At 67.0% G+C, this 20,358-nt stretch carries 18 protein-coding genes; 14 read left to right on the forward strand and 4 right to left on the reverse strand.

The window, feature by feature from the left end; translation table 11 throughout:
* Nucleotides 1-26: 26 nt before the first annotated feature.
* The 11 genes from LZ585_RS06240 to LZ585_RS06290 all read left to right on the forward strand — a co-directional run bounded on the left by LZ585_RS06240 (nucleotide 27) and on the right by LZ585_RS06290 (nucleotide 12,420).
* Nucleotides 27-827, forward strand: a complete 801-nt coding sequence (locus LZ585_RS06240) for a transglutaminase-like domain-containing protein (protein WP_234855539.1) — start codon at nucleotides 27-29, stop codon at nucleotides 825-827.
* 118 nt (nucleotides 828-945) lie between these two features.
* Nucleotides 946-2,106, forward strand: a complete 1,161-nt coding sequence (locus LZ585_RS06245) for an isovaleryl-CoA dehydrogenase (RefSeq protein WP_234855540.1) — start codon at nucleotides 946-948, stop codon at nucleotides 2,104-2,106.
* Nucleotides 2,106-2,570 (forward strand): lysozyme inhibitor LprI family protein, encoded by a 465-nt coding sequence (locus LZ585_RS06250; protein WP_234855771.1) that lies wholly within the window; start codon nucleotides 2,106-2,108, stop codon nucleotides 2,568-2,570. The genes LZ585_RS06245 and LZ585_RS06250 overlap by 1 nt, the downstream gene beginning before the upstream one ends.
* A 256-nt stretch (nucleotides 2,571-2,826) precedes the next feature.
* Nucleotides 2,827-4,431 (forward strand): carboxyl transferase domain-containing protein, encoded by a 1,605-nt coding sequence (locus LZ585_RS06255; RefSeq protein WP_234855541.1) that lies wholly within the window; start codon nucleotides 2,827-2,829, stop codon nucleotides 4,429-4,431.
* A gap of 94 nt (nucleotides 4,432-4,525) precedes the next feature.
* Nucleotides 4,526-6,454 (forward strand): acetyl-CoA carboxylase biotin carboxylase subunit, encoded by a 1,929-nt coding sequence (locus LZ585_RS06260; protein WP_234855542.1) that lies wholly within the window; start codon nucleotides 4,526-4,528, stop codon nucleotides 6,452-6,454.
* The gene (locus LZ585_RS06265; RefSeq protein ID WP_234855543.1) at nucleotides 6,447-7,193 is read left to right on the forward strand and encodes a glutathione S-transferase family protein; all 747 of its coding nucleotides are present in this window, start codon (nucleotides 6,447-6,449) and stop codon (nucleotides 7,191-7,193) included. The genes LZ585_RS06260 and LZ585_RS06265 overlap by 8 nt, the downstream gene beginning before the upstream one ends.
* Complete coding sequence (locus LZ585_RS06270; RefSeq protein WP_234855772.1) at nucleotides 7,186-8,049, forward strand: hydroxymethylglutaryl-CoA lyase; 864 nt, start codon at nucleotides 7,186-7,188, stop codon at nucleotides 8,047-8,049. Before LZ585_RS06265 ends, LZ585_RS06270 begins: the two co-directional genes overlap by 8 nt.
* A complete protein-coding gene (locus tag LZ585_RS06275; protein WP_234855544.1) occupies nucleotides 8,042-8,824 on the forward strand; it encodes a crotonase/enoyl-CoA hydratase family protein in 783 nt (260 codons plus the stop codon). The genes LZ585_RS06270 and LZ585_RS06275 overlap by 8 nt, the downstream gene beginning before the upstream one ends.
* Nucleotides 8,825-8,867: 43 nt before the next feature.
* Nucleotides 8,868-9,323, forward strand: a complete 456-nt coding sequence (gene dut / locus LZ585_RS06280) for a dUTP diphosphatase (protein ID WP_234855545.1) — start codon at nucleotides 8,868-8,870, stop codon at nucleotides 9,321-9,323.
* A 6-nt stretch (nucleotides 9,324-9,329) separates the two neighbouring features.
* On the forward strand, nucleotides 9,330-10,370 hold the full coding sequence (locus tag LZ585_RS06285) for a HesA/MoeB/ThiF family protein (RefSeq protein WP_234855546.1): 1,041 nt from the start codon (nucleotides 9,330-9,332) through the stop codon (nucleotides 10,368-10,370).
* A gap of 25 nt (nucleotides 10,371-10,395) precedes the next feature.
* Entirely contained in the window at nucleotides 10,396-12,420 is a 2,025-nt protein-coding gene (locus LZ585_RS06290) for a M3 family metallopeptidase (RefSeq protein WP_234855547.1), read from the forward strand.
* Here the strand turns inward: LZ585_RS06290 and LZ585_RS06295 are convergent.
* Nucleotides 12,417-12,983, reverse strand: a complete 567-nt coding sequence (locus LZ585_RS06295; protein WP_234855548.1) for an SH3 domain-containing protein — start codon at nucleotides 12,981-12,983, stop codon at nucleotides 12,417-12,419. The genes LZ585_RS06290 and LZ585_RS06295 overlap by 4 nt on opposite strands.
* Nucleotides 12,984-13,154: 171 nt before the next feature.
* On the opposite strand from LZ585_RS06295, the gene LZ585_RS06300 reads away from it, so the two are divergent.
* Together LZ585_RS06300 and LZ585_RS06305 are read left to right on the forward strand one after the other, a co-directional pair.
* Nucleotides 13,155-14,156: a 2-hydroxyacid dehydrogenase gene (locus LZ585_RS06300; RefSeq protein ID WP_234855549.1), complete on the forward strand. Its 1,002-nt coding sequence runs from the start codon at nucleotides 13,155-13,157 to the stop codon at nucleotides 14,154-14,156.
* A gap of 73 nt (nucleotides 14,157-14,229) precedes the next feature.
* Entirely contained in the window at nucleotides 14,230-15,381 is a 1,152-nt protein-coding gene (locus LZ585_RS06305; RefSeq protein WP_234855550.1) for an MFS transporter, read from the forward strand.
* Here LZ585_RS06305 and LZ585_RS06310 read toward each other — a convergent pair.
* The 3 genes from LZ585_RS06310 to panC all read right to left on the reverse strand — a co-directional run bounded on the left by LZ585_RS06310 (nucleotide 15,378) and on the right by panC (nucleotide 17,689).
* A complete protein-coding gene (locus LZ585_RS06310; RefSeq protein ID WP_234855551.1) occupies nucleotides 15,378-15,959 on the reverse strand; it encodes a hypothetical protein in 582 nt (193 codons plus the stop codon). The two genes, LZ585_RS06305 and LZ585_RS06310, sit on opposite strands and share 4 nt — an antisense overlap.
* Nucleotides 15,960-16,022: 63 nt before the next feature.
* Entirely contained in the window at nucleotides 16,023-16,832 is an 810-nt protein-coding gene (panB, locus tag LZ585_RS06315) for a 3-methyl-2-oxobutanoate hydroxymethyltransferase (protein ID WP_234855552.1), read from the reverse strand.
* A 5-nt stretch (nucleotides 16,833-16,837) separates the two neighbouring features.
* Complete coding sequence (panC, locus tag LZ585_RS06320; protein ID WP_234855553.1) at nucleotides 16,838-17,689, reverse strand: pantoate--beta-alanine ligase; 852 nt, start codon at nucleotides 17,687-17,689, stop codon at nucleotides 16,838-16,840.
* A 167-nt stretch (nucleotides 17,690-17,856) separates the two neighbouring features.
* On the opposite strand from panC, the gene LZ585_RS06325 reads away from it, so the two are divergent.
* Nucleotides 17,857-20,349, forward strand: a complete 2,493-nt coding sequence (locus LZ585_RS06325; protein WP_234855554.1) for a GcvT family protein — start codon at nucleotides 17,857-17,859, stop codon at nucleotides 20,347-20,349.
* The last annotated feature ends 9 nt before the right edge of the window (nucleotides 20,350-20,358 follow it).

Genomic DNA, 20,358 nt, shown 5'->3' on the forward strand with positions numbered 1-20,358 from the left:
AACTGATACGGACGCCGTTTGGTGAGATGGCAAACGGGGCAGAGAAGATGCGGATCAAGGTCGAGGTCGAGCTTCACTACAAGTTCAGGGCGCCGGGACCGGCGATCCTGGCGATCGAGGCCGCCGGGGCCTTTGGCCAGGAAATCAGCAAGGCAACCGTCGATTTTGGCCCGGTCGAACATCTGGCCCGCGTCCCGGGCGAGGAGGGGATCGGCGAAAAGATCATCATCCGCGCGGTCGACGACCTGCGCTGCACCTATTGCGCCGATGTGGTCGTGACGCGTCCTCGCCCGGTCTTCGAACGGATGAATGCCGCGGAAGTCGACGCGATGTCGGGCGACGCGCTGCGTTATCTGCTGCCGTCGCGGTATTGCCAGGCGGAACGCTTTGTTTCCTTCGCCCAGCAGCGGTTCGGCGACAAGACGGGCGGGGCCAAGGTTCTGGCAATCCGGGAATGGATCGAACAACGGCTGGATTATGTCTCGGGCGTCAGCGACCCGAACACGACGGCGGCCGACACCTTTCTGGAACGGCGCGGGGTTTGCCGCGACTATGCCCATCTGATGATCGCACTGTGCCGGGCCGCCCAGATCCCCGCCCGCATCGCCAGTGTCTTTGCCCCCCGTGTCGATCCCCCCGATTTCCATGCCGTGGCCGAGGTTTACCTGGACGGCACATGGCACCTGATCGACCCGACCGGCATGGCCGGTGCCGATGAGATGGCCTTGATCGCGGTCGGTCGTGACGCGGTAGATGTGGCATTCCTCACGACTTTCACCGGGGCAGAACTGCTGACGCAGACCGTCAGGGTGACTGAAACCGGATAAGGGCCGGTGTTGACCGATCATGCGTTCCAGCGCAGGCTTTGCCTTGACGAAAAGGGGCCGGCCGCGTTATGCCAGAAATGAACGGCCGTTCAATAAATCTGGGATGGGGGCTTCGGGGATGTTCACGCGAGGGATGGAATTCGATCTGGGCGAGGATGTGAACGCCCTGCGCGACATGGTGCATCGCTGGTCGCAGGACCGCATCAAGCCCATCGCGGCCCAAGTCGACCAGACCAACGCCTTTCCGAACGACCTTTGGACCGAGATGGGTGACCTGGGGCTGCTGGGCATCACCGTCCCCGAGGAATTTGGCGGCGCGGGCATGGGCTATCTGGCCCATGTCATCGCGGTCGAGGAAATCGCGCGGGCCAGCGCATCCGTCAGCCTGTCCTATGGCGCGCATTCGAACCTCTGCGTGAACCAGATCAAGCTGAACGGCACGGACGAACAACGCCGCAGGTATTTGCCCGACCTGTGTTCGGGCAAGGCCGTGGGCGCGCTTGCCATGTCCGAGGAAGGCGCGGGCAGCGATGTGGTCGGCATGAAGCTGCGGGCGGAAAAGAAGAACGACCGCTATGTCCTGAACGGCAGCAAGTACTGGATCACCAACGCGCCGGATGCCCATACGCTTGTGGTCTATGCCAAGACCGACCCGGATGCGGGATCCAAGGGCATCACCGCCTTTATCGTCGAACGCGGCATGGCCGGATTTTCGACAAGCCCCCATTTCGACAAGCTGGGGATGCGCGGGTCGAACACCGGCGAGTTGATCTTCGAGAATTGCGAAATCCCGTTTGAAAACGTCCTGGGCGAGGAAGGCCGGGGCGTGCGCGTGCTGATGTCGGGCCTTGATTACGAACGGCTGGTGTTGTCGGGCATCGGCACCGGCATCATGGCCGCCTGCCTGGACGAGGTGATGCCCTATGTCCGCGACCGCAAGCAGTTCGGCCAGCCCATCGGTTCGTTCCAGCTGATGCAGGCCAAGATCGCCGATATGTATGTCGCGCTGAATACCGCCCGCGCTTATGTCTATGAGGTTGCCAAGGCCTGTGACGCGGGCAAGGTGACCCGTCAGGACGCGGCCGGCGCGGTGCTTTATGCCAGCGAACAGGCGATGGTTCAGGCCCATCAGGCCGTGCAGGCGCTTGGCGGCGCGGGCTTCCTGAATGACAGCACGGTCAGCCGCCTGTTCCGCGATGCCAAGCTGATGGAGATCGGCGCAGGCACCAGCGAAATCCGCCGGATGCTGATCGGGCGGGAACTGATGGGCCTGGCGTGATGCGCGTCCTTCTGGCCTGGGCGCTGCTTGCGGCCCCGGCCGTGGCGCAGGATCCCGCATCGTTCAGGGTTGATCCGTCGCTGGTCGAGGCCTGCGTGGCCGATACGCCACGGGGCGACCTGACGCCCGCCTGCATCGGGGCCGCCGCAAAGCAGTGCCAGCAGGCGCCTGGAGGTGACACCACCCTTGGCATCGCGCAATGCGTGATGGGTGAGCATGACGCTTGGGACGCCGCCCTGAACCGCGAATACAAGGCCGCGCGGGCGATCTACAAGGACGATAAAACCGCTGCCGACAGCCTGCGCGACGCACAACGGGCCTGGCTTGCCTGGCGCGATGCGGAATGTGCGTTTCAATACAACAGCTACGGCGGCGGCTCGATGCGCACCATTGCATCCGCCAATTGCCAGATGAGCATGACGGCCATGCGCACGCTTGAATTGAAGGCTTTGGGGGGATGGTAGGGGGATGCCCCGTCCGGGGATCGGAACCTCATAACCTCGCTCATGCCCGTGACAGGCGGATGGATCGCGCCTTTCCCCATCTCGGCGCCCTTCAGGATAACGTCGGCACCGACGTCGCCGATGCTGACCGGAACCGTGCCCCCGCAGGCGGCGACCTGGTGCCTGCACGGGGCCGGAAACGTGATCTGGACCAAAGGTCTGCAAAGACAAGCCCAGCCGCGACCCTGCGCCGCGCCCCGTTCGGGAATACCTGCCCATGAAGCTGACATCATCCGCCCTGACGACATCCGACGGCTTTCGTGCCAACCGTGCGGCCCATCTGGCACTGATCGAGGTCGCGCGCGCCGCCGCCTTGGCTGCTGCTGCCGGGGGCGGGGCCAAGGCGATGGAACGCCACACCAGCCGGGGCAAGATGCCGCCGCGCGAACGGGTCGCGAACCTGCTGGATCCGGGCAGCCCGTTTCTGGAGATCGGCGCCACCGCGGCGCATGGCCTGTATGACGGCGCGGCGCCCGGCGCAGGGGTGATCGCGGGCATCGGGCGCGTCCATGGCCAGGACGTGATGGTCGTGGCCAACGACGCGACGGTCAAGGGCGGCACCTATTACCCCCTGTCCGTCAAGAAGCACCTGCGCGCCCAGGAAATCGCCCAGGAATGCCGTCTGCCCTGCGTCTATCTGGTCGATTCGGGCGGCGCCAACCTGCCCAACCAGGACGAGGTCTTTCCCGACCGCGATCATTTCGGGCGCATCTTCTACAACCAGGCCCAGATGAGCGCCAAGGGCATCCCGCAGGTCGCCGTGGTGATGGGCAGTTGCACCGCAGGCGGTGCCTATGTCCCGGCCATGTCGGACGTGACGATCATCGTGCGCAACCAGGGCACGATCTTCCTGGCAGGTCCCCCCCTGGTCCGCGCCGCCACCGGAGAGGTCGTGACCGCCGAGGATCTGGGCGGTGGCGATGTCCACACCCGCCTGTCGGGCGTTGCCGATTACCTGGCCGAGGATGACGCCCATGCCCTTGCCATGGCCCGCCGCGCCATCGGCAACCTGAACCGCCGGATGCCCGACAGCGTGGCCTGGCAATCGCCCGAACCCCCCGCCTTCGATCCCGAGGAGATCCTGGGCGTCGTTCCCGCCGACTTGCGCACGCCCTACGACATTCGAGAGGTGATCGCGCGGGTCGTGGACGGCTCGCGCTTCGACGAATTCAAGGCCCGTTTCGGCGAAACCCTGGTCACGGGCTTTGCCCATGTCGAGGGCTGCCCGGTTGGCATTGTCGCCAACAACGGCGTCCTGTTTTCCGAAGCCGCGCAAAAGGGCGCGCATTTCATCGAACTCTGCAGCCAGCGGTCCACCCCTCTGGTCTTCCTGCAGAACATCACCGGCTTCATGGTCGGCCGCAAATACGAAAACGAAGGCATCGCCCGCCACGGCGCCAAGATGGTGACAGCGGTCGCCACGACCAATGTCCCCAAGATCACCATGCTGGTCGGCGGCAGCTTCGGCGCGGGCAACTATGGCATGGCGGGACGCGCCTATTCCCCGCGCTTCCTCTGGACCTGGCCCAACTCGCGCATCAGCGTGATGGGCGGCGAACAGGCGGCAGGGGTGCTGGCCACCGTCCGCCGCGAGGGGATCGAGCGTCAGGGCGGCACCTGGACCCCCGAGGAGGAGGCCGAGTTCAAGCGCCCCACCATCGAGATGTTCGACCGCCAGTCCCACCCGCTCTATGCCTCGGCCCGGCTCTGGGACGACGGTATCATCGACCCGCGCAAAACCCGCGACGTGCTCGCCCTGTCGCTGCGCGCAAGCCTCAACGCGCCCATCGAGCCGACGCGCTTTGGCCTGTTCAGGATGTGAGGGGGGACATGACCCTTTTGCCTTGGTCCAAATATCCCGCGGGGGTCCGGGGGCGCGAAGCCCCCGGCCTTTCCCGCCACACGCAGGTGCCGCCATGTTCCAGAAAATCCTGATCGCCAACCGGGGCGAGATCGCCTGCCGCGTCATCGACACTGCCCGCAAGCTGGGCGTCCGCACGGTCGCCGTGTTTTCCGACGCCGACCGCGCCGCCCGCCATGTCGCGATGGCTGACGAGGCCGTCCATATCGGCGGCCCCGCGCCCAAGGACAGCTATCTGCGCGGCGACGCGATCATCCGGGCGGCGCTTGATACCGGGGCGCAGGCGATCCATCCGGGCTATGGCTTTCTGTCGGAAAACCCCGATTTCGTCGATGCCGTCGCGGCGGCAGGGCTGGTCTTCATCGGCCCCTCGGCCGCCGCGATCCGCGCGATGGGCCTGAAGGACGCCGCCAAGGCACTGATGGCCGATGCCGGCGTACCGGTCGTCCCCGGCTATCACGGCCCGAACCAGGATCCCGCGTATTTGGAAGAACAGGCGGGACAGATCGGCTATCCGGTCCTCATCAAGGCCGTGGCAGGCGGCGGCGGCAAGGGGATGCGCCTTGTCGAACGCCCGCAGGATTTCGCCCCCGCCCTGCAATCGGCGCAGGGCGAGGCCGCGACCGCCTTTGGCAACCCGGCCGTCCTGATCGAGAAATACATCCAGCGGCCTCGCCATATCGAGGTCCAGGTCTTCGGCGACGGCACCAACGCCGTCCACCTGTTCGAACGCGACTGTTCCCTGCAACGCCGCCACCAAAAGGTGATCGAGGAAGCGCCGGCCCCCGGCATGACGGCCGAAGTTCGCGCCGCCATGGGCGATGCCGCCGTCCGTGCCGCCGAAGCGATCGGCTATGCCGGTGCGGGCACAATCGAATTCATCGTGGACGGCTCGAACGGCCTGCGCCCCGACGGCTTCTGGTTCATGGAGATGAACACCCGCCTTCAGGTCGAACACCCGGTGACCGAGGCGATCACCGGCATCGATCTGGTCGAATGGCAATTGCGCGTGGCCTCGGGCGAGCCGCTCCCCGCACGGCAGGATGACCTGACCATCAACGGCCATGCATTCGAGGCGCGCCTTTACGCCGAGGACGTGCCCGCAGGCTTCCTGCCCGCCACCGGGCGGCTGGCGCATCTGCGCTTTGCGGACGACGCCCGCAATGAAACGGGGGTGCGGCAGGGCGACACGATCAGCCCCTGGTATGACCCGATGATCGCCAAGGTCATCACCTGGGCCAAGACCCGCGCCATCGCGCTGAGCAAGCTGGAAGCAGCCCTTGTCGATACCGAGGTCGCGGGCACCGTCACCAACATCGACTTCCTCATCGCTCTGACGCGGCACCAGAGTTTCCGCGTGGGCGAGGTCGATACCGGGCTGATCGCCCGCGACCTGGACGCGCTTGTGGCTGCATCCGAACCCCAACACGCCGCCCGCGCCCTTGCGGTTATCGGGCTGGCGGGGCTGGCCGACCCGCAGGTCAAGGGCGGCATCACCCTGTGGCAGCCCCTGCGGCGCACGATCCACTGGCAGGGCGGACAGGCCGTGCTGGAAGTCCTCGGCCCCGGCGCGGCCCGTGTGACGCTGGACGGCCAGCCGCTTGATGTCCGCTGGCAGGGCGACCGCTGGTGGGTGGACGGCAGCCTGTGCCGCCACCGCATCACCGCCCATGACAGCGGTGTCAGCGTCTTTGGCGCCGGCAGCCTGCATCTGGCGTTGCTGGATCCGCTGGACCGGCAGGCGGATGCCGGGGCAGGGGCGGCGCTGACGCTCTCGCCCATGCCAGGGCTGGTCAAGGCGGTCGATGTCAGCGCAGGGCAGGCCGTGAAGGCGGGCGACCGCCTCTGCGTGCTGGAAGCGATGAAGATGGAACACAGCCTGACCGCCGCCCGCGACGGCGTGGTGGCCGAGGTTCTGGCAAGCGCTGGCGATCAGGTCGAGGCAGGCGCCCCCCTGATCCGGCTGGAGGAAGAGGATGCCTGACACGCCCCCCGAACCAACATCCCCCGAACCCACGCCCACGGATGCGATGCCCCCGGCCTCGGGCGGCCCGGTCAAGGATGACAATGGCGACATCATCCTGTGGCACGTGCCGCTGTCGCGGTCGATGCGCATTCTGTGGCTGCTCAATGAACTGGAATTGCCCTTTGCCCTGCGGGTGATGGACCTGCGCAGCAAGGATATGCGCGGCGCGGAATACGAGGCGATCCATCCCGTCGGCCGCGCCCCCGCCCTGCAGATCGACGGCAGCGTGATCCATGAATCCGGCGCCATGGTCGAATACCTGTGCGAAACGCGCGGCCCGCACTTGGCGCGAGCGCCGGGCGAGGAGGGACGGCTGGGGTGGCTCGACTGGTTGCACTTTGCCGAAACCATCGGCCAGCACATCGCCAACCTGACGCAAAGCCATCTGATGCTGCGCGATCCCTCGATGCGTTCGCATACGGTAATGAAGCTGGAAACGGCACGTCTGGCCCGCGCGCTGCGGCTGGTCGAGCAAACGGTCGAAAAACAGGACTGGCTGATGGCCAGCGGCTTTTCGGGCGTTGATTGCGCGGTGGGCTGGTCGGTCTGGACTGCGGGCCGCTTCGTGCGCCTGACGCCCGCGTTGCAAGCCTATGCCGACCGCTGCACCGCGCGCCCCACTTTCCAACGCGCCCTGCCGCAGGAAGGCGAACCGCAGCTTTACGAACGCGATTTCTATGAGCTTCCCGATGCCTGAATTCGTCGAGATCTTCGAGATGGGGCCGCGCGACGGCTTGCAGAACGAAAAGCGGCTGATCCCCGCCGCCGACAAGATCGCCTTGGTGGACCTGCTGTCGCAGGCGGGTTTCCGGCGGATCGAGGTGACCAGCTTCGTCAGCCCGAAATGGGTGCCGCAGATGGGCGACGCCGCGCAGGTCATGGCGGGTATCACCCGCACGCCGGGCGTCAGCTATGCGGTTCTGACGCCCAACATGAAAGGCTATGAAGGCGCAAAAGCCGCGAAGGCCACCGAGGTCGCGATCTTCGCAAGCGCCTCCGAGGGCTTCAGCCGCGCAAACCTGAACGCGACCATCGCCGAAAGCCTGGAACGGCTGGCACCCGTCGCGCAGGCAGCACAAGCCGACGGGATCCCCGTGCGCGGCTATGTCAGCGTCGTCACCGACTGCCCCTTCGACGGCCCCACGCCCCCCGCCAATGTGGCCCGCGTGACCGCCGCGCTTCGTGATCTGGGTTGTTACGAGATCAGCCTGGGCGACACGATCGGGCACGGACGGCCCGAAACCGTCGACGCCATGCTCGCCGCCGTGCTGGACGAAATGCCCGCGCGGCAACTGGCCGGGCATTTCCACGACACCGCCGGCCGCGCGCTTGAGAATATCGACGCAAGCCTTGCGCGCGGGCTGCGGGTCTTCGACGCCGCCGTGGGGGGCTTGGGCGGCTGCCCCTATGCCCCCGGCGCTGCGGGCAATGTCGCGACGGAAAAGGTCGCGGCCCATCTGGCGGCGCAGGGCCATGCGCATGGCCTCGACATGACCATCATCGAAAACGCCGCAGCCTTTGCGCGGGGATTGCGGGGAATGACCCATGCCTGAGACGATCCGCATCGACACCGACGCCTGTGGCGTGGCGACCCTGTGGCTGGCGCGGCCTGACAAGCACAACGCCCTGTCCCAGCGGATGATGGAGGAACTGACCGAAGCCGCCGTCCAGCTTGGCGCGGATCCCGCCGTGCGGGTGGTGGTGCTGGCGGGCGAGGGCGCAAGCTTCTGCGCGGGCGGCGATCTGGGCTGGATGCGGGCGCAGATGGATGCGGACGCGGAAACGCGCCGCGCAGGCGCGCGAACTCTCGCTGGGATGCTGTCGGCGCTGAACCTGTTGCCCAAGCCGCTGATCGCCCGCGTCCACGGCAATGCTTTCGGCGGGGGCGTCGGCATGATGGCCGTGGCCGACATCGCCATCGCCGCCAGCACCGCGAAATTCGGGTTGACCGAGGTGAAGCTGGGCCTGATCCCCGCCACCATCGGCCCCTATGTCCTGGCCCGCATGGGCGAGGACAAGGCCCGGCGTGTCTTCTTCTCGGCCCGGCTGTTTGGCGCGGACGAGGCGGTGACGCTGAACCTTGCCGCCCGCGCCGTCGCGCCGGACGATCTGGATGCGGCGGTCGAGGCCGAGATCGTGCCCTTCCTGCTGGCGGCCCCCGGCGCCGTCGCCGCCGCCAAGGCGCAATGCCGCGCCCTCGGCCCGCGCATTGACCAGGCCGTGATCGAGGACAGCATCGACCGCCTTGTCGCCGTCTGGGAAGGGGCCGAGGCGCCCGAGGGGATTGCCGCCTTCTTCGACAAGCGCAAGCCCCGCTGGCAGGTCTGATCCGCATCCGCTATTGCAAGCCAAGGCAGCAAGGGCGGCAGGCATGGAAGTCAGGATACTGGACCCGCGCATTCGCGACTGGGGGATCCCCGATTATCAGACACCGGGATCGGCGGCGGTGGATCTGTTCGCCTGTCTGGACGCGCCCTTGGATATCGCTCCCCAGGCCCCGGCGGTGCTGATCAGCGCAGGCATCGCGTTGTCCTTTGACGATTTCTCGTGCGCGGCCCTGATCCTGCCCCGGTCCGGGCAGGGGCACAAGCGGGGGCTTGTGCTGGGCAATTCCACCGGGCTGATCGACCCCGACTATACGGGCGAGATCCTGATCAGCACGTGGAACCGCAATCCCCCCGGATCGCCCCCGATCGCCATCCAGCCGGGCGAACGGATTGCGCAGATGATCTTTGTTCCGGTCCTGCGCCCCGCCTTTTCCGTGGTTGACCGTTTCAGCCGGGAAACGGCGCGGGCGGCGGGCGGCTTTGGCTCGACCGGAGCCTGAGAGGCGATGCTGGGATTTTGGCTGCTGGTCGGGATCGCGGTTGCCGGATGGGTCTTTGGCCTTCCGCGCCGGTGGCTGCTGGGCGCGCTTGTGCTGGCCTGGGCGGTGATCGAGCTGGCCCATCTGGCCGGCATGGGCGCGGTGTTCGGCGGATCGGCGCGCGGCTGGCTGGTTGCAGGCGGGCTTGCGGGGCTGGTCATGGCCTATCGCGCCGGGCTTGCACGGCTGCGGGCGGGGGCGGTGGCCGCCGATCCGCCCGCGCCCCCGCCGCCCGGGCTCAGCGATGCCGAACTGGACCGCTATGCCCGCCATCTGGTGCTGCGAGAGATCGGCGGGCCGGGCCAGATGCGGCTGCGCGACGCAAGTGTGCTGGTGGTGGGCGCGGGGGGGCTGGGCGCCCCGGTCTGCCTGTATCTGGCGGCAGCGGGCGTGGGGCGGATCACAGTCGCCGATGACGACACGATCAGCCTGTCGAACCTGCAACGCCAGGTGATCTTTCGCAGCGACCAGCAGGGGCGGGGCAAGGCGCAGGTGGCTGCTGGGGCCATGCAGGCGCTGAACCCAAGCGTCAATGTGACCGCCCTGCCGCGCCGCATCACGGAGGCCGATGCCGACCTGATCGCGCAGCACGATCTGGTCCTGGACGGCACCGACAGCTTTGCCGTGCGGGACATGATCAACCGCGCCTGCATCAAGGCGGGCGTGCCGCTGATCGCCGGGTCTATCGCGCAATGGGAAGGGCAGGTCACGATGTATGACCCCACGCGCGGCGGACCCTGCCTGGCCTGCCTGTTCCCCACCGCCCCCGCGCCGGGCCTGGCCCCCCCCTGCGCCGAGGCCGGGGTGGTCGGTCCCTTGCCCGGCGTTGTCGGCAGCCTGATGGCGCTTGAGGCGATCAAGCATCTGACCGGGGCGGGGCAGGGCCTGCGCGGGCGAATGCTGATCTTTGATGGGCTTTACGGCGAAAGCCGGATGATCGGCACGGCGCGGCGCCCGGATTGCCCGGTCTGCGGATCCGGTCTGGAAGGCGGTCCGCAGGCATCCTAGGATCGTGCCAACCAAGGAGGCGACGATGAACCCTGAACTGATCCGCTGGACCGGCCCCGAGGGACTGCCGCGCTTTGACCAGATCGCGGACGACGATTTCGCCCCTGCCTTTGACCGTGAACTCGCCGCAGCCGAAGCCGCGATGGAGGCGATTTCCGCCAATCCCGACGCCCCCAGTTTTGCCAACACGATTGCCGCCCTGGAAATGGCCGAGGACGGCCTGAACCGGATGCTGTCGATCTTCTACACCTTGGCGAATGTCGATTCGAACCCGGCAAGAGAGGCCCTGCAACGCGATTTTGCACCGCGTCTTGCGGCCTATAACAGCAAGACCGGGATGGACCCGCGCCTTTATGCCCGCGTCAAGGCACTCGCGGCCACGGCGGACAGCCTGCCGCCCGAGGATCGGCGCATCACCGATCTGGCGCTGCGCGGTCTGACCCGATCGGGGGCGGGGCTGGATGACGCGGCGCGCGACCGCATGGCCGAAATCCGCGCCCGCATGGCCGTGCTGACCACGCAGTTTTCCCAGAACGTGCTGGCGGACGAACGCGATTATGTCTTGGCGATCCCGGACGACCGGCTGGAGGGATTGCCCGACTGGCTGCTGCGGTCCATGCGTGCGGCAGCAAAGGCGCGGGGGATGGACGGTCAGGTCGTCACCCTGTCACGGTCGCTGATCGTTCCGTTCCTGGAGTCTGCCAGCGACCGAACCCTGCGCGAAGTGGCCTTTCGCGCCTGGACCGCGCGGGGCACGGGGCAGGGGGCCGGGGGCGCGGCGACGGACAACCTGCCGTTGGTGAGAGAGATCCTGGCGCTGCGCAACGAACGCGCCCGCCTGCTGGGTTATGCCGATTTTGCGGCCTTCAAGCTGGAACCGGAAATGGCAGGAACCGCCGACCGCGTGGCCGATCTGCTGGGCCGGGTATGGGAATCGGCCCGCGCCCGCGCAGCCAGCGATGCGGCGAAACTGACCGCGATGCTGCACGAGGATGGGGTGAACGGCGCGCTGGAACCTTGGGACTGGCGGCTTTATGCGGAACGGCTGCGGCGGCGGGAACATGATTTCGATGCCGATCAGGTGAAACCCTATCTGACGCTGGACGCGATGCTGGGCGCCATGATGGATGTCGCGCACCGCCTGTTCCGGCTGGAGTTCCAGCCCTTTGACGCCCCCCTGTGGTCGCCCGATGCCCGCGCATGGCGGATCACGCGGGACGGGCAGTTGATGGCGATCTTCGTGGGGGATTATTTCGCACGGCCCTCGAAGCGGTCGGGGGCGTGGTGTTCGTCGCTTCAGGTCCAGCACAAGATCGGCGCAGGCCAGCGGCCCATCGTGGTGAACGTCTGCAACTTCACCCCGCCCGAAGGTCCGGGCGCGCCCGCCTTCCTGTCCTGGGACGATGCCCGCACCTTGTTCCACGAATTCGGCCATGCGACGCATCACATCCTGTCGGACGTGACCTGGCCGTCGATCTCGGGGACAGCGGTGGCGCAGGATTTCGTGGAACTGCCCAGCCAGCTTTACGAACACTGGCTGGAACAGCCCGCCGTACTGAACGCCCATGCGCGCCACCACCAGACGGGCGAGCCGCTGCCCGCCGATCTGCGCGACCGGCTGCTGGCGGCAGGCAAGGCCGATGCGGGCTTTTCCACGACCGAATACCTGGAAAGCGCGCTTGTCGATCTGGCCTTCCACAGGGGCGATCCGCCTGCCGATCCTATGGCCGCACAGGCGCGCGTGCTGACAGGCTTGGATGCGCCCACGGCAATCCCGATGCGCCACGCCACGCCCCATTTCAGCCACGTCTTCAGCGGCGACAGCTATGCCAGCGGCTATTACAGCTATATGTGGTCCGAGGTGATGGACGCCGATGTCTTTGCCGCCTTCACCGAAACCGGCGACATCTTTGACCCGGCAACCGCGCAGCGGCTGGAGAAGACGATCCTGTCGCGCGGCGGATCGGCCCCGGCGGACCAGTTGTGGCTGGCCTTTCGCGACCGGATGCCGGGTGTCGAGGCGCTGCTGCGAGGGCGGGGACTGGCCTAGTCCCGCACCTCGTTCGCGTCCACGCCCCAGATCGAGGATTTCGGCACCCAGCCGCGTTGACCGCCACCGGAAATGCGGCACCAGTCCGGTTCGCATTCGCCAAGCCGCACGATGGCGCCCATTTCGGCCCGCGCCACGATGTTCGCATCAGGGTGGGGGCGGCTGCGCAGTTCCACCATGTCCTGCGTCACAAGCGCTGTGCGCACGCCAGACAGAAGCGCGTAATGGATCCAGCCGCCAGCGCCGTCCTTGTCCTCGACCCGGCGCCAATGGCCGAATTCCGCGACCACCCGCAACGGCATCCCGGCATGGCGGAACACCCAGTCGATGCGGTGCGACAGGCTGGGGCCACGCCGGGCATTGCCCTCGGACCCCTTGAGGCTGACATAGCGGGGGACGGGCAGGTTCGTGACCGGACCCCGCACCTCTCCTCCGCCCTGGTCCTGAACACGGACGATCTGCGCATCGGCCGATCGCGGCACGCCGTCGGCCCCAGCCAGCGCCAGCGTCACCGATGCAGCCACGATCGCGGCCCCGCCACCCAAAAGCGTCTTTATCCTCATGTCCTGCCCGTTCCTGCCGACCGCCATTCCAGCGGCCCTTGTCTGCCCCTTGCCGGGACGCCGGGGCGTCCCGATGGGGTCTTGTGCGCGCCCCATATCGCGGGCAGTTTGCCAAAAGCGGCGGCGCTTTGAAAGGCCGCCACGACATGACATCGAGAAAGTGAGGCCATCATGCACAGCCCTCAGCCCTCGCGCCAGAAACTGCGCGTCGTCGTGACGCGCCGCCTGCCCGAGGCAGTCGAGACGCGCATGAAGGAACTGTTCGACGTCGTGCTGCGCGACGACGACGCCAAGATGTCGCGCGACGATCTGGCGGCGGCGATGCGCGGGGCGGATGTGCTGGTGCCGACCGTGACCGACCATATCGACGCCAACCTGCTGGCCCAGGCGGGTGAGCGGTTGAAGCTGATCGCGAATTTCGGCGCGGGCGTGGATCACATCGACGTGCATTCCGCCCGGCAGCGCGGGATTCTGGTGACGAACACGCCCGGCGTCGTGACCGAGGATACGGCCGACATGGTCATGGCGCTGATCCTGGGCGTCACGCGCCGCATCCCCGAAGGTATGGCGGAAATGCAGGCGGGCCGCTGGGGCGGCTGGGCGCCCACGGCGCATCTGGGCGGGCGCGTCGGCGGGCGGCGGCTGGGGATCTTGGGCATGGGCCGGATCGGGCAGGCCGTGGCGCGGCGGGCCAATGTGTTCGGGATGCAGGTCCATTACCACAACCGCAAGCGCCTGCGCCCCGAGGTCGAGGAAGAACTGCAGGCAACCTATTGGGAAAGCCTGGACCAGATGCTGGCGCGCATGGATATCGTCAGCGTGAACGCGCCGCATACGCCGTCCACCTTTCACCTGCTGAACGCGCGGAGGCTGAAGTTGCTGAAGCCCACGGCGGTGGTGGTCAACACCTCGCGCGGCGAGGTGATCGACGAAAATGCCCTGACGCGGATGCTGCGGGCCAAGGAAATCGCGGGCGCTGGCCTGGACGTGTTCGAGCATGGGCACGAGATCAACCCCCGTCTGCGCGAACTGCCGAACGTGGTCCTGCTGCCCCACATGGGTTCGGCCACGGTCGAGGGCCGGGCGGAGATGGGCGAAAAGGTGATCATCAACATCAAGACCTTTGCCGACGGCCATCGCCCGCCGGATCTTGTCGTGCCGTCGATGTTGTAAGGCAGGGGGCGCTGCCCCCGTCCCCGTTCCGGGGACTCCCCCGGGATATTTCCGTGAAGAAGATGAGACCGTGATGACGAATGGTGTCGGGATCGGGGCACGCTGGGCCGTGTCGGCGCTGTTTTTCGCGAACGGCCTGGTGGTCGGCAGCTGGGCGCCCAAGCTGCCCGCGATGATGGCGCGGCTGGGCATCGGCGAATCCGTGGCGGGGCTTTTGGTGCTGGCGCTTGGGGTGGGGTCGATCTGCCTGATGCCGGTCTTTGGCGCCTTGGTGGCGCGGCGCGGGTCGGCCCATGCGGTCAGGCTGGCGGCGGTGTTGTTCACGCCCAGCCTGATCTGGATATCGCTGGCCCCGACGACATGGGCGGTCGCCGCCGCCGTTCTGGTCTTTGGCGGGCTGATCGGCGGCATGGATGTGGCAATGAACGCCAATGCCGTGGCGGTCGAACGCGCGCGGCGACGGGCGATCATGTCGTCCTGCCACGGATTCTGGTCGTTGGGCGGCCTTGCGGGCGCGGGCGGGGGCGGTCTGGCCATTCAGGCATTGGGCGAGATGACCCATGCGTTGATCGTGACCGGCATCGTGGCCGGGATCCTTGCGATGGCTTTTCCCCGGCTGCTGCGCGACAGCCCGGCGAAGGAACAGAAACATCAGCCCTTGCGTCTGCCGCGCACGCCCCTGCCTTACCTGATCGGGGTGATGGCGCTGGCCTCGATGATCCCCGAAGGAGCGATCCTGGACTGGGCTGCGGTTTACCTGCAACGGGAAATGGGCGCGTCCCTGGCGTTGGCGGGATGGGGCTTTGCGGCCTGCGCGGGAACAATGGCGGTGATGCGGTTTCTGGGCGACGGACTTCGGCGGCGCCACGGCGCGGTCAGGACGCTGCAGGTCAGCGCGGGGATTGCCATGGCAGGGCTGGCCCTGGCAGGGCTGGCGGGGTCGCCCCTTGTGGCGCTTATGGGCTTTGGCCTGGCGGGGATCGGCATTGCGAACATGGTCCCCATCGCTTTTTCGGCGTCGGGCAATGTGCCGGGTCTGGCACAGGGGGTGGGCCTGTCGGTTGTCACGACCATGGGTTATTCCGGCATCCTGCTGGCGCCTGGCAGCATCGGGTTCCTGGCCGAGCGGACAGGCTTTTCAGTCATCTACCTAGGCTTGTCGCTGTTGCTTCTGGTGCCATTGCTGATGTCGCCCCTGGCGCGGACCGCCGATTTCGAGGGTTAGGCCCGCACCACGCCCGCAACCAGCATCACCGACACAATCGCCAGCCAGACCGAAGCCGCGCGTTGGATCACCCCCATCCGCCCCATGCCGCCCTGTCCTCGTTGGGCGAGGCATCCGGCCCCGCCCCAGATCATGGCCACGCTGGCGGCCGTCATGCAGAACAGCGCCAACCGGCCTGCAAATTCCGGCGCATCGGGGCTTGGCAGCAGGACAAGGGCAATGATCAGCGCCTTGGGGTTCAGGACCGTCGTCGCATAAACCCGCCGCGCCGTGATGTCGCCGCCCGGCTGGGCCAGCGATCCGTGTCCCCACAGCTTGACGGACAGGAGCATCACCCAGGCCGCCGCAGCCAGCTTGGTCGCCTGCGCGACCACCGGAAAGTCCGCCAGCAGGCTGTGGCCCAGGAACGCCAAGGGCAGGATCGTGGTCAGATAGCCCAGGATTTCCGCCGGAAGCAGCCGAGCCACACGGCGCAGACCTGCCGAGGCCCCGGCAAGGCCCATCAGGGTATTGGTGGGGCCGGGCGTCAGCAGCAGCCCCAGAACGGTGGTAAGAAAGGCGGCAAGGGTCATGATCATCCGCTGCGTTGGTCAATGCGGCAGATACCGACTTGCCTGCCGTGCGGCCTTGATCTGGGTCAGTCAGCGATAGACGTTGTCATCCCCCGGAAAGCTTCGGTCCCGCACCGCTGCGGCATAATCCGCGATGGCGCGGTCGGCCGCCGCCCCCAGTTCCGCGAAGCTGCACACGAAGCGCGGCACCCGTGCGGTCAGGCCCAGCATGTCGTCCAGCACCAGGATCTGGCCGTCGCATCGGGCCGAGGCACCGATGCCGATGGTGGGCAGGGCGACAGCCTCGGTGATGCGGTCGGCCAGGGCCTCGACCACGCCTTCCACCACGATGGAAAAGGCCCCGGCCTCGGCCACATCCACGGCGTCCTGCAGATGGCCCGCCCAGCTGTCGGTGTCCCGCCCCTGGGTCTTGAAGCCGCCCAGGGTATGGGTGGCCTGCGGGGTCAGTCCGACATGGCCCATCACGGGAATGCCGCGTTCGGTCAGGAACCGGATGGTGGGCGCCATGCGGCTACCCCCTTCCAGCTTGACGGCCCCGCAGCCGGTCTCGCCCATGATCCGGGCGGCGTTGCGGAAGGCCTGCCCGGGGCTTTCCTCGTAGCTGCCGAAGGGCATGTCGATCACCACCATCGCGCGGCTGCTACCCCGCATCACCGCCTGGCCGTGCAGGATCATCATCTCGGTCGTGACGCCGATGGTCGAGGGCAGGCCATGGACCACCATGCCCAGGCTGTCGCCCACCAGGATGATCTCGGCATGGGGATCGATCAGTGCCGCCATCGGCGCGCTATAGGCAGTCAGCGCGACAATGGGCGTCCCACCCTTTCGGGCGGCGATCTGGGGGGCGGTGATGCGCCGGACAGGGGCTTGGGCGGACATGGGTATCAGCCTTTCGGATGGGCGACACGTTGGTCGATCAGCAGCACGTCGCCAAAGCGGACAGCCAGCAGGATCACCACGGGGGCCTGGATGGAAGCGATGCGCGACAGGTCGGCCGCGTCGCGGATGTCGATGGAGCGGACATGAGCCAAGGGTTCGGTCCCGATGATGCGGCGCATCTCGGCGCGGATGGCGGACAGGGGCGCACCATCCGTGACCATCTGCGTGGCCTGGTCCAATCCGCGGTTCAGCACCGGGGCGGCTGCGCGTTCGGCAGGCGACAGGCGCCTGTTGCGCGAGGACATGGCCAGCCCGTCCGCCTCGCGCACCGTGGGCACGGACAGGATCTGCACCGGCACGTCCAGGTCGGCCACCATCTGCCGGATCACGGCGAGCTGCTGGTAGTCCTTTTCGCCAAAGGCCGCCGCGTCGGGCTGCACGATGTTGAAGAGCTTCGTCACCACCGTCGCCACGCCGCGGAAATGGCCGGGTCGCAGGCGGCCCATCAGCATCCGCGACAGGCCGGTGACCTCGACCACGGTCTGTGCGCCGGTACGATAGATGTCGGCGACGCTTGGAAGGAACACCGCGTCGCAGCCGGCCTGTTCCAGCAGGGCGAGGTCGTTTTCCTCGTCGCGCGGATAACTCGCCAGATCCTCGTTCGGGCCGAACTGCGTGGGGTTCACGAAGATCGACACGACCACCTGCCCGCCGCCTTGCGCATCAAGCCAATCACGGGCATGGGCCAGCAGCGACAGGTGCCCCTCATGCAGCGCGCCCATGGTCGGCACCAGGGCCACAAGCCCCGCGCCTCTTCGCCAATCGCGCATCGCCCGCCTGTCGCAGCAAATCTGCATTCCGGCCCCCGTTCCTGGTGGCGCGCACCCTAAGGGACCACGACAGATTCGCGCAAGTGCTGCACTGCAGCATGTCGTTTTTCGCCATTATAGGTCGGGCCTATCGAACCGCCTGGCGCAAGCCGTGGCACTAACGGACACAACAACAGGCCCAAGGAGTCGCGTGGATGAAGTCGCATGTAAAGGTTCTTGTCGTCGGGGGCGGCGCGGTCGGCTGCGGCGTCGCGCTGCATCTGGCCCGTGTGGGATGGGACACGATGCTGGTCGAACGCGACGAACTGACGGCCGGGTCCACCTGGCACGCGGCGGGCCTGCTGCCGCTGTTCAACATGAATTACGCGACGACCCATATTCACGACTATTCGGTCAAGCTTTATGCGGACCTTGAATCGCAGACCGGGCTGAATGCGGGCTTTACCCGTTGCGGCAACCTGCGCATGGCGCAGACCGACGCGCGGATCGACGAATACATGCTGTATTCCGCCACCGCCGAGACCGTGGGGATTGAGCATCAGTTCCTGACCCCGCAGCAGATCAAGGACCGCTGGCCGCTGGTCCGCACCGAGGATCTGAAGGGCGCGCTGTTCCACCCGACAGACGGCTATATCAACCCCGCGGACGTGACCCAGGCCATGGCAAAGGGCGCGCGCATGGCAGGGGCCACCATCGAGCGTAAGATCCAGGTCAACGGGTATCACTGGACCGGGTCCGAATGGATCGTGACCTGCGAGAAGCTGGTGGAAAAGGGCGGCAACCTGGTCGGTTCGGGCGAGGCGTTCGAGATCCGGGCCGAGCACGTGGTGACCGCCACCGGCAACCACGCGCAGCGCACCGCGCGCCTGCTGGGCATCAAGATCCCCGCGATCCCGGTCGAGCACCAGTATATCGTCACCGAACCTGACCCGGCCTTGGTGAAATGGCGCGCCGAGGGCAACCCGGAACATCCGGTCCTGCGCGATGCCGACGCCAAGTGGTATGTGCGCGAGGAGCGCGGCGGCTGGATCCTGGGACCATACGAAAGGAACGCCCCCGCGCGGTTCCTGTATGACGTGCCCGAATCCTTCCGCGCCGACCTGTTCCCGCTGGATCTGGAACGGATCGAGGAGGAATACATGTCCATGATCCACCGGCTTCCGACATCCGAAACGGTGGGGCTGAAGGACGACTATAACGGCCCGATCTGCTATACCCCCGACGGCAACCCGCTGGTCGGACCGGCCCCGGGCCTGCGCAACATGTGGCTGGCCGAGGGCTTCAGCTTTGGCATCACCGCAGCGGGCGGCGTCGGCCATTACCTGACGCAGATGATGGTGGAAGGAGAGGCCGAGATCGACATGGCCTCGCTGGACCCGCGCCGTTTTGGCGGCTGGATGACGACCGAATATGCCGCCCGCAAGAACGAGGAGGCGTATGAGAATGTGTTCGTCCTGCACCACCCGGATGAGGAACGCGAAGCCTGCCGGCCCTTGCGGACCTCGCCCGCCTTTGACCGGCAAAAGACGCGGGGCGCGCAGTTCGGGCAGGTGAACGGCTGGGAACGCCCGAATTACTACGCGCCCGAAGGCTTCAACGACCACGACAGCCGCAGCTTCCGTCGCGGCGGCTGGTGGCAATATGCGAAGGCCGAGGCAGAGGCTGTCCGCAACGCGGCAGGCCTGATCGACGCGACCGCCTTTGCCAAGCACACCGTCACGGGACCGGGCGCGACGGCTTTCCTGGACTGGCTGACCACCAACAAGCTGCCCAAGGTCGGTCGCATCAACCTGACCTATGCGCTGACCGACGCGGGCACCACGCGGACCGAATACACCATCGTCCGGCTGGCCGAGGACAGCTATTACCTTGTGTCAGCCGGTGCCTGGGCGGCCTATGACGGGGATCATCTGGTCAAGTCTGCCGAGGATTTCATGGCGGCGGGCGGCGGATACGTCGGCATCCAGGACGTGACGACCCAGTGGGGCGTCTTTGCCATCGCCGGACCCGCGTCGCGCGACATCATGGCGAACCTTATCCGCGATGCGCAGCCGGAAACCGCCCTGTCGAACAAGCGGTTTCCCTGGCTGTCGGCCAAGCGGATCGAACTGGGCATGGTGCCGGTCAACGCCATCCGCGTGGCCTATACCGGCGAGCTTGGCTGGGAACTGCACCACCCGATCGAGATGCAGAACCACCTGTTCGACCGGCTGATGGAGGCGGGCGAGCCATTGGGCATGAAGCTGGTCGGCGCGCGGGCGCAGAACTGGCTGCGGCAGGAAAAATCCTATCGCGCCTTCGGCACCGAACTGGGCCGCGACGCGACCCCGCTGGAGGCCGGGCTGGACCGTTTCGTGGACCTGTCCAAGGAGTTCCGGGGCAAGGCCGCGATGGAGGCAAAGGGCATCCGGTCCCTTTGCGTCACCCTGCTGATCGACGGGCCGCAGGACGCCGATCCTTGGGGCCGCGAGGGGATCTTCCTCGACGGACAAAAGGTCGGGCGCCTGACCTCGGGCGGATATTCGGCGGCATTCGGCAAGCAGATTGGCATGGGCTATGTCCGGCCCGACCTGGCTGCGCCCGGAACCAAGGTCAAGGTCCGTATGTTCCGCGAATTGTGGGATGCCGAGGTGACCGAGGACAGCCCTTATGACCCGCAGAACGCCCGGATCCGCTTGGACGGCTGAACGACAGTC

This window comes from Paracoccus everestensis (assembly GCF_021491915.1).
GTDB lineage: Bacteria > Pseudomonadota > Alphaproteobacteria > Rhodobacterales > Rhodobacteraceae > Paracoccus > Paracoccus everestensis.

Excerpts from the sequence above, each read along its gene's own strand:
- LZ585_RS06240 (WP_234855539.1), top strand. The coding sequence starts at position 27 with ATGGCAAACGGGGCAGAGAAGATGCGGATCAAGGTCGAGGTCGAGCTT.
- LZ585_RS06245 (WP_234855540.1), top strand. The coding sequence starts at position 946 with ATGTTCACGCGAGGGATGGAATTCGATCTGGGCGAGGATGTGAACGCC.
- LZ585_RS06250 (WP_234855771.1), top strand. The coding sequence starts at position 2,106 with ATGCGCGTCCTTCTGGCCTGGGCGCTGCTTGCGGCCCCGGCCGTGGCG.
- LZ585_RS06255 (WP_234855541.1), top strand. The coding sequence starts at position 2,827 with ATGAAGCTGACATCATCCGCCCTGACGACATCCGACGGCTTTCGTGCC.
- LZ585_RS06260 (WP_234855542.1), top strand. The coding sequence starts at position 4,526 with ATGTTCCAGAAAATCCTGATCGCCAACCGGGGCGAGATCGCCTGCCGC.
- LZ585_RS06265 (WP_234855543.1), top strand. The coding sequence starts at position 6,447 with ATGCCTGACACGCCCCCCGAACCAACATCCCCCGAACCCACGCCCACG.
- LZ585_RS06270 (WP_234855772.1), top strand. The coding sequence starts at position 7,186 with ATGCCTGAATTCGTCGAGATCTTCGAGATGGGGCCGCGCGACGGCTTG.
- LZ585_RS06275 (WP_234855544.1), top strand. The coding sequence starts at position 8,042 with ATGCCTGAGACGATCCGCATCGACACCGACGCCTGTGGCGTGGCGACC.
- dut (WP_234855545.1), top strand. The coding sequence starts at position 8,868 with ATGGAAGTCAGGATACTGGACCCGCGCATTCGCGACTGGGGGATCCCC.
- LZ585_RS06285 (WP_234855546.1), top strand. The coding sequence starts at position 9,330 with ATGCTGGGATTTTGGCTGCTGGTCGGGATCGCGGTTGCCGGATGGGTC.
- LZ585_RS06290 (WP_234855547.1), top strand. The coding sequence starts at position 10,396 with ATGAACCCTGAACTGATCCGCTGGACCGGCCCCGAGGGACTGCCGCGC.
- LZ585_RS06295 (WP_234855548.1), bottom strand. The coding sequence starts at position 12,983 with ATGAGGATAAAGACGCTTTTGGGTGGCGGGGCCGCGATCGTGGCTGCA.
- LZ585_RS06300 (WP_234855549.1), top strand. The coding sequence starts at position 13,155 with ATGCACAGCCCTCAGCCCTCGCGCCAGAAACTGCGCGTCGTCGTGACG.
- LZ585_RS06305 (WP_234855550.1), top strand. The coding sequence starts at position 14,230 with ATGACGAATGGTGTCGGGATCGGGGCACGCTGGGCCGTGTCGGCGCTG.
- LZ585_RS06310 (WP_234855551.1), bottom strand. The coding sequence starts at position 15,959 with ATGATCATGACCCTTGCCGCCTTTCTTACCACCGTTCTGGGGCTGCTG.
- panB (WP_234855552.1), bottom strand. The coding sequence starts at position 16,832 with ATGTCCGCCCAAGCCCCTGTCCGGCGCATCACCGCCCCCCAGATCGCC.
- panC (WP_234855553.1), bottom strand. The coding sequence starts at position 17,689 with ATGCAGATTTGCTGCGACAGGCGGGCGATGCGCGATTGGCGAAGAGGC.
- LZ585_RS06325 (WP_234855554.1), top strand. The coding sequence starts at position 17,857 with ATGAAGTCGCATGTAAAGGTTCTTGTCGTCGGGGGCGGCGCGGTCGGC.